The sequence below is a fragment of the Pontibacter sp. 13R65 genome (genome assembly GCF_047525655.1).
GTDB lineage: Bacteria > Bacteroidota > Bacteroidia > Cytophagales > Hymenobacteraceae > Pontibacter.
Genome location: NZ_JBLIQL010000028.1, coordinates 45,372 through 54,685 on the forward strand (window position 1 = coordinate 45,372; position 9,314 = coordinate 54,685).

The following is a 9,314-nucleotide window of genomic DNA, read 5'->3' on the forward strand; positions in this document are numbered from 1 at the left end:
TTTAGTTCATTTCCCTGTTAAAACGATTTAATGCCTTGTATTGCTTTATTTTATCAGCTAATGCAATAGCACGAATAATAGGTAGCTAAACTTAAAATGCCATAGAATTTTTCTGATAATCACTTTATTTTACCACTGCTAATATCAATTAATCAAATTAGAATTTGCTCCAAATGTAGTGCAATTGTCGCAACAATAAAGTTAAGAAATTAGATAAGGTTTTTAATATATATAAAATTTCACTTGTATTGTAAGAGTAGGAAAAAAGGAGGTATTGCTTTTTAAACCGGTGGCAAAACGATAGGCAAGAATTTTAGCCGAAACTACCTGAAAACAGGTAGCTTGAAGGCAGCACTGAAAAATTGCAAATCTACATCTTACTACCTATTCGTTGAGACGACTATTCAAAGGCATCCTGTTCTGGTTCCATGCAGGCTTAGACCTTTTGAACTGGATTAAGTGGCTGTTTTTTCTCAGTCATCAAACCCTAGTAACCATCAGCCTTAAAAAGTCTCAGGAAGGCCCATTTCATTATAATAATTGCGGCTTCCGCAAAGTGTTTATCTGGAGTTTTGCAGTTGGGGCAAGCCTCGCCAGAGTTAAAAGCATCAGGCATGAAACAAAAAATCCTCTGCCACAGATTGGTCTGCGGCAGAGGATTAGCATTTGTAAAGCAATAATTCGTTTAACTAGCTACTGCAATCGTTATTTCTTAAAAGCAGTTTACCAAACCCACTGCGGGCAAATAATTCTGCGGTCGTTAAACAGTTTAAAGCCAACGACAATCTCGTGTGTTCCGGCACTTACGCTATTTAGATTTGAGGTAGTGGCATCGTAGGAGTAAGATACATCTAACAAGGGACTTACATACACGCCAACCATGGCTACAAGGGCATCTTTATGCCGATAAGAGCCGCCTACCCAGAAACGCTGGTCGTACATTACCCGCACGTTTGCATCGACAGCAGATGGGCTTGGACCGGCCAACTTTACCATTACCGATGGAATTACATCGATGGTACTGGTTGCACTAAAGCGGTAGCTACCGGTTGCAAAGTAGTGGCGCTGCAGGCCAAGGGTGGCGCGCTCTTCATCAGCCAAACGGAAACCTGCTGCATCTTTGAGCAACTGAGCACCGGCGAAGCCCACTGAGAAATTGTTTGAATATAGCCACAGCCCCAGGTTAAGGTCGAGCATGTTCCGGTTTATGTTTCCGCCTCCCACCAAAGGATCATTGGGGTTGGTGAACTCAAGTTCGTTGGAGTTGAGTGAGTTTCGAATAAGACCAGCCGATGCTCCTGCCGACACATTAATTTTGTTTGTAAGCGGCAAATGATACGCATACGAACCTGTAACGCCGGTACGGCGCAATGGCCCGGTCTGGTCGGTGTGTAGCAAGAAGCCTACGCCATGGTGAGCCAGGGCCTTGTGGTACTTGTTGCTGGCAGCGCCTTTGTTCAGGGGCATGTGGCCTGAGACATAATAGGTAACAGGCGCACCGTCGAGCCCCATCCACTGCCTACGGTTGCTTACGCGTATATCGGCGTAATCTTCTATTCCGGTAATAGCAGGGTTCAGAATATAGTTATTAACCATGTACTGGCTGTACTGGGGGCGCTGTTGTGCTACTGCCTGTACTGCAACAGCTGCCAAAACGATCAAAAGCAGGAGCGGCTTCCTCATCTTCATTATCTGATAATAGTCACGTTGCCAGAGATCGGCCTCTCTGTGCTGTTGAGGTAAATAATATAGTAGTAAGTGGCCACTGGCAAGTCGGAACCGTTGTAGGTGCCGTCCCAAGGTACGCCATATCCGGTAGAACTAAATATCTTGTTGCCCCATCGGTTAAAGATCTCAACGCGTGCATCAGGATAGTTTGTAATATTCTCGATCTCCCAGACCTCATTTACACCATCTCGGTTCGGCGAAAATGCATTCGGAGCTTTAATAGCCGGAATAACAGTTACGGTTACGGTATCAGTATCGGTACAGCCGTCCGGTGTGGTTATGGTGAGGGTGTAGGTAGTTGTTTCTTCTGGTCGTGCAATCGGGTTCCGGAGAGCTGGGTTATTTAACCCTTCGGCAGGTTCCCAGAGGTAAGAGCCATTGTTTCCGGCTCCTGATCCTCGCAGCTCTGCCGGCCGCCCCTGAATAATGGTTACATCAGGACCGGCATTGGCCTCTGCATTGGTTACATTTACGTTAACAGCTGCACGAGGGCTGGCACAACCTGCTGCATTCACAGCCTCTACATAAATAGTGCTGCTGCCTACGCCACGTACTTCGTAAGAAACGCCTTCGCCACGTGGTGAACCTCCGGTGGCTACATCGTACCAACGATAAATCAGCCCTGGCTGCGGTGTTACCTGCACTACTGCCACACTATCTAAGCATACGTTTATGTCTCTGCCGCCTGGTATCGTGGGTGTACGTGGCGCCTCCTGTACGTTTATTTCTACCACATTAGATGGCAGCTCACAATCGCCGGATGTGACCACACGTCTGAACCAGGAGCGGGCGCTAATGTTTGTAACTTCGTAATCCTGCTCTGTATTGGTACCTGGCGCTGCGCTAAATCCTGTGGAGTCGCTGTTGGTGCTCACCTGCCACAGGTAAGTGTAGCCAGAGTCGCTGTTTCCAAAAATAAAGAAGCTGCCTGGTCCGGCACATACGCTACCACTGTTATCGGGCTCAATTACGTTTTGTATGGGCGGAATAACCGTAATGTTGAGTGCGGTGGATTCGTCGCTAAGGCAACCAATTTGGTTAATAGAGCGCACATAGTAGGTCGTGCTGGTAGCAGGGGCAGGTATGGTTAGCACCAGGCCTGGCGGCACTATCGGATTGGAAGTATTGTTTGGCGAGTCGAATACAACGTATCCTGGTCCACCACCTGTTGGCCGAATGGTTAAGGCGCCCCCTTCGCAGGTAGTTACATCGGGATTAGCGAGCACCGGCTTACCTGGTATGGCATGAATGATGACCCGCTGTGGTTGCGGTGCCTGGGGCTGATCGCTGTTGCCGCACTCATTCGTGACCAGGGCACTAACGGTGTAGGTACCAGGCGTATCAAATCTAATAGAGGGCGACTCTTCGGTAGAGACCTGTTTTCCATCTACAAACCACTGGTAGGAAACCGTATGTCCAAAGTTAGGATCTATCTGCACCCCACTCGATTGGTTATAGACAATAGTAGTATCGCCGCAGGCCTGAATTTCGGCAGGCAACTGCACCGACGGCCAGCCTACAACAAAGCTTTGCTCCGTAGTGTCGCGGCCGCAACCATTCGATACAATAAGCTGGATCTGGAACTGCCCTGATTTCTCGAACCGTACACCCAACGTATCCTGGTCTACTCCACCGTACACAATGGACCAGCCTCCTATATTGCCCTGGTCAATTACTTCCCACTCGTAAGTCAGGTTTGCGCCGCTGGAGCTATCGCCAACCGATACTATTACTGGCGTACAACTTTGGGGTGTGCTCTCAGGTTGCTTGTCGAGGGTAAAGTGGGCTTTAGGGTTCTGGGTGTAGTTAAAAACCTGTTCCCAGGAAGCCACACAGCCACTTGGCCCTGTGCCTGTAACCCTTATGTTATAACTACCAAACTCGCTGTAAACAGGACTTTCTAAGGGAAAATCGCCTGGGTTGTATGGCAGCACAGCCCCTCCATTGCCCCAATCTACAAAATAGTTGGTTATAACGTTCTGGTACTGCTGCTCGGTGGTGTTAATGATGGTAAAAGTAGTGTCGGTGGCGGTAACGGTATCTGGCACGCATATCTGAAAGTTTTGTGCAGCATCCTCATCCGCAAAGTTTATAACTGGTTTCTGGCGAATGTATATTGTTTGCTCACTTGGATCGGAAACACAGCCAGGAATGGATGCTGTAACAGAAACTGTAAAAGCATCGGGAGTAGTACTTACACCGGGGTTGTTATACACATGAAAAATAGTAGCACCGGTTTGTCGGGGAGATGTGTCGCCAAAGTTCCAGGAGTACTCTACCCCCTCCACAGCCGACAGAATCCTGAACCGGATAGTATCGCCGGAGCAAGCTGACCTTTGTGGATCTGTTATATCAGGAGGGCTTACAATTTCAAAGTTAGGAGCGGGGAGGGGGCAAGTCTGCGCCTGTAGCTGCACCACAGCTCCAAGCATCAGGAACAAAAGTAAATAAACAGGCTTAGGTAATAATAAGCGCATCAGGCCAGAATTAAAGATTAATGTATAAGCTGCAACGATTCCATAACGCTGAATTGGCCAAAATATGATTAACTGAAATAAAGAATATACTATTTCTACCGGTCTGCTAATCCTCTTTATTTCAACTTACTATAATTTCGAGTTTCAGTTAGAAATCTATTAAACATACTTTTGTTTAAGCAATACAAAACAAGTAAAAATTAACTGCGCTGTATTTGCTAAGCACAGGGTTCACTACCAGAGGCAAAAATTATGAAATTTTGGCCGTATTAGCAACTTCTTTAGGAGGAGGAGGCTTTTTACTCCTATTTATTATTAGTTCTTGACATATTCCATTTCGTTAAAGAGCGTCTGCTTACGCTGCAATCAGCCATTGCCTGTAAAGGCTGGCGAAAATGTATGCCAAAAATGTACAATAAGCAACAGGAAAAGGGGGTAGCGCTCATTGGTTACCGAGAAACCTGTTCTTACTGCTATATACTTCATAGTTCGCTCGGAAAGCTGGGGATGTCGCTATTTATAATTTAAGCTGAGAGTTCTGCTTCTTTCCCTAATAGGCGTGTGCTCTTTATATTCTCCTGCTGTAATACATTTAGCAGCGCCTCGTTAAATTATTTTAATGATTTTGGCCTTCAGGAGCTTTCTTAGATAAAAAAGAGCTAAGGTTTTGCTGGTATATAGGTACTTTTAAAGGTATGTATAATCTCTAACTATGAATTGCGGGCAGCCCAAGCAATTATTCTAATGAAACAGGCCTTCCAGAGACTTTTTGGCTGCTTTGCAATTAAGGGATGTGAGCCCCTGTGCACAACGCTACAAGCCGAATAGCAGGTACTTGTTGTTTCATTTTAAACCAAACATGGCAGGTGGCAGTATGTAAAGCAAAATTGAACTAATATGCACCTCGGATTTTTATTCCACATGTTTCTGCACCTGGTGGTGCCGCTGGTAGTTGCCTGGTTGTTTTTCCGCAACGAGTGGAAACGTGCTACACTTATTATGCTTGCGGGCATCCTTATCGACCTGGATCACCTGGCGGCCACACCCATTGTAGACTCTGACCGCTGCAGTGTAGGATTTCATTTCTTGCACAGCTACTGGCTTAGCGCTGTATATGTAGTGCTTGCCATTATTCCCAAAACCCGCTTAATCGGACTGGGCCTGGTCATCCATATTGTCTTGGATGTAATCGACTGTGTGCGGCAAGGCAACCTAAATTTGTAGCTCGGGCTATTATTTGAGCTTAAGATTTAGCGCCTCGAAAAGATACCGACATTAACACCGAATAAAATAGCTAAGACAGTATGAGCGGTGTAAGTAACAGAATCATTCGAATGAAATGGGCCTTCCGGTGGGTTGGAATAGTTAAAATGGCTTTGGGTTTGGCCTAGATAATAGTAGAGAGTAAAGTAGCCACTAAGCCTTTAACAGCAATAAGCACAGGACCGGCAGGAGAAGTAGCGGACCTGTCTTCCTCTTCGGAGTCAGTAGACATCATGTCTTTGAAAAATGTAATAGGGCTTTCCAGCGCTTCTGCATCCAATACCGATTTTTGTTCAGGTCTTGCAGTCGACTTCGTACACGGCCCAGTTTTTTTTGTCTCGCAAGACTCCAGCACACAGGTTGCAGGGGCATGAACATCTGATCGAACAGAAGCCAATGGAGATGCCAGTGCCGAAAAAAACAACACAGCCATAATGGGCAACATAAATTGATTCGATTTTAAGAGATTATTCATGCTCAAATCTACGTCCATTTTTTTATTATTACAAGAAAACAGTAGGATATTTCTATGAAGCATTTAATCCAAAACAAATGCAACTAACTGCACTCCGGCTGCATCTTTTCTAACTTACCTCTCGTTGCTGCTCATGATTTTGGAGTGGCGGCACGTACTACTTTTACTCTTACCGGCACTACGCCTGCCTGCACTGAATTAATTTTTTTCGCAGCACTTCCCGATAAGTCTATTACCCTTCCTTTCACAAAAGGCCCTCTGTCTGTTATGGTAACCTTCACCGTTTTATTCGATTGCAGGTTGGTAACTTTAACCCGGGTACCAAATGGCAAGGTGCGGTGGGCGGCAGTCAGCCTGTTTTGCCTGTAAGGTTGTCCGTTTGCCATTTTACGCCCTTGAAGCTTTTTGCTGTAATAAGATGCCTTACCTTCTTCTATGTAGCCACGCTGCCCAAACTGAGCTGTTTTAGTGGCACACGATGCCATACCGGTTAGCAGCAGGCAACTCAGGAGCACATTTGTGCCGGCGCGGCCTACAGCACCATATTTCAGAAAAGATCCTATCATGTTGGCTTAAGTTTATTGGAGATGCTGTTTGACTTAACTAGCTAAAAGCTGGTGCCTGTGCTCCGGCACCTGCAACAGCCTTTAGGTTAAGTAAGGTTATTGTTTGATTTCGTAATTATACACTTCCATGGCCTGTGTAAGCTTGTCTTTCTGGAAGAGCTGAATAACGAAAGGTGTTGCAATAAGGGCAGCCCCACCATATACGGCAGGGGAGATATTAGGCATACCGCCATTCTGTGAATTATTTGCCGACGAAATAGCTCCGTAAGCCAGCAGACCTGCACCAGCTATAGATATGCCGGTATGAATAATTTTGTTTCTGCGGTACTGCCTTAAAATGGCCATGCTAGATGCATTGTCTGCCAAAGCTTGCTGCAGGTTGTTGTAGTTATACTCATAAAGCGGCCCATAGTCTTTAGAGAAATAATAGATACGCCGGCGGCTGTGCCCAGGCATGCCCATGCCATAGCCATAGGCACCGTACCCGTAGTTATAGTAATTGCGGGTAGAGTAAAATTTAGAGATCCGTGGACCTTCGCTTATGCGTTTGGCAAAGGCATCTGCGCTGCTGCCTGGGGCTATGCGGGTAAAGTACCCCTGGTTGTTCTGATAAGTATCTACCACTTCAATGCCATACTGCAGGCTGTCGTCCAGCAGGAAGTAGTCTGACTTAAAGATGGGAGATTTGATCTGCACCTTATTGGCATACACCACTTCTCCGCCGCGCAGCTGCACAAAGTACTGGCGAGGCTGCCCCATGGTACTCTGCGCCTCGGCTGTTAACCCTGTAGCCAGCAGCAAAAGGCAGAGAATAAATATATTTTTAAGACGGTTCATGCAAAACTTTATATATTATTTTTGAAATTAATAATGGATATACCAGCTCCAGGAGCTTTTGGTTGGTTATAAAACAGCACAAATCCCATACCAATAACACCTATCTAGGTCATACTGCCTAACAATTGTTGGTTTACTGTAGAGTTTTGAAAAAATGATAGCTTTTTATGTGATACCCTTCCCTGAAATAGAACTTATGCGCTGCACTGTTTGTGACATAGGCATCCAGCATGATTGTATCGCACAGGTGCAGCCGGGCCTCCTGCTCCAGCCAATCAGACAATGCCTTGCCCAGGCCACAGGAACGATGCGCCGCCTCTACAACGAAATTATCTACCTCCAGGTATTTTCCGGAGTATAACTTTGCATTTACCCAAAACCCGGATAAGCCAACACACCTTCCTGCCACAAACACACCCACCATTCGGTAACCATTGGGCAGCATTTGCTGCAACAAGTCTTCATACCTGCTGCGACTCATGGTAGGATTCAACTGCTCTATCAGGTGGTGTTGCTCCAGCATAGCCTCCAACCCCAATATTTCCTTTATCTGATAAGCAACCGCCGAACCAGGCGCTGCTGGCATAGTGGTATCTGGCATAATAACGAAGGTAGCAGCCACAGCTTCGTTACCGTGGCACTGAAACAACAAAACAACTTTTTGGCTGGCAAGCAAAGCAGGCACACTGGCCTTTGCTATAACACCCACTATGCCGGCTCAAAATTAAGCTTTCTCGTTTTATCCCTTGTAAGTTTCATCAGGATTTTATATTTCCTAGCAAAAGAATGGGAGTGCAGAAAAAAGCAGGAGAGGAGAGGCTGTAGCAGGAGATAAGTAAGCAAAATATAACTTTTCCGAAGCATGACAAAGAGCTATCAAGTGCTTAAGGGCATTTATATATAAGCACCAGAAAATATATAATTGCACTCATAAATTCATTGTTCAAACAATCAGATCCTCAATTTAATCGTATACTGTTTAAACATACGTGCAGATTTATGTGCAAAATCCAAAATTTACGCAAATTTCACATTGTTTTAAACTATTGACAACCAATTATGTAAATTTTAAAAGAATGTATTTGCACCTTACTAATATAATGAAACAATGCAACCCGAAATAAGCGTTAATAGAGTATTAAGGAGTTGAAACATGAAACTAAGGAAAAATATTAGTTTAGACTATTTTAAGTTTGGCAAGGAGGAGCCTCGGAAAATCTATAGTATTGGATATGAAGATTTAACGACGCTAATCTTTTACCAAGATAAAGATAACAAGTACTACCTGGTAATTGCCAAGGAAGATGATAAGCCGCTCGTTCTGGAAAAGAAGATTACAAGAGCGCAAGCGTTTAGATTAATGAATACCCGCCCCTAAGTGCGGGTATTTTTTTGTCCGTACAATCGTCTACTACTTTTACTAGCCTTCTCCTGAAACTCTTCAACCGCTCTACCGGGTTATCTTACAGGCAGCTTTCCTCGTAACAGGACACCATGAGAAAGCGAAACAAATATTATACTATTGGCTTTGCTGGCGCTGGCCTTACCCTACTTGTTCAGCTGGTAGTAGCTTTTGCCATAGATCCTTATTTGGCAGCTGTTTTTACTCCTTTTTACTCTGTCTGGATAATATTACTGGTGGTAGGCTGGCGCAAAGAACACCCTCGCCGCTAAATAACCCTATGCATCCGGCAGCCTAAATCACCTCCGGAAGAGTATTTTTATTTGCATAATTTAGCTGTTTCACAACGGCAAGAGTTTTAGATCCGCTTGTAAAGGTACATACTGTTCCTTCTTCGTCAGGCATTCTTAAAGCCTGATAGCTTCTTCATATTCAAAATATGGTTGTGGTCTAGAATGTATGATAGTTTCTATAGAAGAAAGTTAGTTTCATTGCATTTTCGTGATTTAGTTGTTTTTTAGAAAAACAGGCTGTTCTGCGTACTGCTCTTCTGTTTCTTGTTCTCA

At 44.9% G+C, this 9,314-nt stretch carries 9 protein-coding genes; 3 read left to right on the forward strand and 6 right to left on the reverse strand.

Annotated elements, in window-relative coordinates; all coding sequences use genetic code 11:
- Nucleotides 1–723 precede the first annotated feature (723 nt).
- Together ACMA1I_RS21135 and ACMA1I_RS21140 are read right to left on the reverse strand one after the other, a co-directional pair.
- Complete coding sequence (locus tag ACMA1I_RS21135) at nucleotides 724–1,689, reverse strand: type IX secretion system membrane protein PorP/SprF (RefSeq protein ID WP_337070469.1); 966 nt, start codon at nucleotides 1,687–1,689, stop codon at nucleotides 724–726.
- Nucleotides 1,689–4,205, reverse strand: a complete 2,517-nt coding sequence (locus ACMA1I_RS21140) for a gliding motility-associated C-terminal domain-containing protein (RefSeq protein ID WP_337070470.1) — start codon at nucleotides 4,203–4,205, stop codon at nucleotides 1,689–1,691. Before ACMA1I_RS21140 ends, ACMA1I_RS21135 begins: the two co-directional genes overlap by 1 nt.
- Before the next feature lie 897 nt (nucleotides 4,206–5,102).
- Here ACMA1I_RS21140 and ACMA1I_RS21145 point away from each other — a divergent pair.
- Nucleotides 5,103–5,429 (forward strand): DUF6122 family protein, encoded by a 327-nt coding sequence (locus tag ACMA1I_RS21145; protein ID WP_337070471.1) that lies wholly within the window; start codon nucleotides 5,103–5,105, stop codon nucleotides 5,427–5,429.
- Nucleotides 5,430–5,592: 163 nt separating this feature from the next.
- On the opposite strand, the gene ACMA1I_RS21150 is transcribed toward ACMA1I_RS21145, so the two are convergent.
- From ACMA1I_RS21150 to ACMA1I_RS21165, 4 genes are all read right to left on the reverse strand, one after another.
- On the reverse strand, nucleotides 5,593–5,943 hold the full coding sequence (locus tag ACMA1I_RS21150; protein WP_337070472.1) for a hypothetical protein: 351 nt from the start codon (nucleotides 5,941–5,943) through the stop codon (nucleotides 5,593–5,595).
- 131 nt (nucleotides 5,944–6,074) lie between these two features.
- Nucleotides 6,075–6,509, reverse strand: a complete 435-nt coding sequence (locus tag ACMA1I_RS21155) for a septal ring lytic transglycosylase RlpA family protein (RefSeq protein WP_337070473.1) — start codon at nucleotides 6,507–6,509, stop codon at nucleotides 6,075–6,077.
- Nucleotides 6,510–6,605: 96 nt separating this feature from the next.
- Nucleotides 6,606–7,346, reverse strand: coding sequence for a hypothetical protein (locus ACMA1I_RS21160; protein ID WP_337070474.1), 741 nt, complete (start codon nucleotides 7,344–7,346; stop codon nucleotides 6,606–6,608).
- 133 nt (nucleotides 7,347–7,479) lie between these two features.
- Entirely contained in the window at nucleotides 7,480–8,055 is a 576-nt protein-coding gene (locus ACMA1I_RS21165) for a GNAT family N-acetyltransferase (protein ID WP_337070475.1), read from the reverse strand.
- 444 nt (nucleotides 8,056–8,499) lie between these two features.
- Between ACMA1I_RS21165 and ACMA1I_RS21170 the strand changes: the two genes are divergently transcribed.
- Together ACMA1I_RS21170 and ACMA1I_RS21175 are read left to right on the forward strand one after the other, a co-directional pair.
- The gene (locus tag ACMA1I_RS21170) at nucleotides 8,500–8,724 is read left to right on the forward strand and encodes a hypothetical protein (protein ID WP_337070476.1); all 225 of its coding nucleotides are present in this window, start codon (nucleotides 8,500–8,502) and stop codon (nucleotides 8,722–8,724) included.
- A 116-nt stretch (nucleotides 8,725–8,840) separates the two neighbouring features.
- Nucleotides 8,841–9,020, forward strand: coding sequence for a hypothetical protein (locus ACMA1I_RS21175; RefSeq protein ID WP_337070477.1), 180 nt, complete (start codon nucleotides 8,841–8,843; stop codon nucleotides 9,018–9,020).
- The last annotated feature ends 294 nt before the right edge of the window (nucleotides 9,021–9,314 follow it).

What these genes read in the sequence shown, in the direction of transcription:
- ACMA1I_RS21150 (WP_337070472.1), bottom strand. Translation starts at nt 5,943, where the DNA reads ATGAATAATCTCTTAAAATCGAATCAATTTATGTTGCCCATTATGGCT.
- ACMA1I_RS21160 (WP_337070474.1), bottom strand. Translation starts at nt 7,346, where the DNA reads ATGAACCGTCTTAAAAATATATTTATTCTCTGCCTTTTGCTGCTGGCT.
- ACMA1I_RS21145 (WP_337070471.1), top strand. Translation starts at nt 5,103, where the DNA reads ATGCACCTCGGATTTTTATTCCACATGTTTCTGCACCTGGTGGTGCCG.
- ACMA1I_RS21170 (WP_337070476.1), top strand. Translation starts at nt 8,500, where the DNA reads ATGAAACTAAGGAAAAATATTAGTTTAGACTATTTTAAGTTTGGCAAG.
- ACMA1I_RS21135 (WP_337070469.1), bottom strand. Translation starts at nt 1,689, where the DNA reads ATGAAGATGAGGAAGCCGCTCCTGCTTTTGATCGTTTTGGCAGCTGTT.
- ACMA1I_RS21175 (WP_337070477.1), top strand. Translation starts at nt 8,841, where the DNA reads ATGAGAAAGCGAAACAAATATTATACTATTGGCTTTGCTGGCGCTGGC.
- ACMA1I_RS21155 (WP_337070473.1), bottom strand. Translation starts at nt 6,509, where the DNA reads ATGATAGGATCTTTTCTGAAATATGGTGCTGTAGGCCGCGCCGGCACA.
- ACMA1I_RS21140 (WP_337070470.1), bottom strand. Translation starts at nt 4,205, where the DNA reads ATGCGCTTATTATTACCTAAGCCTGTTTATTTACTTTTGTTCCTGATG.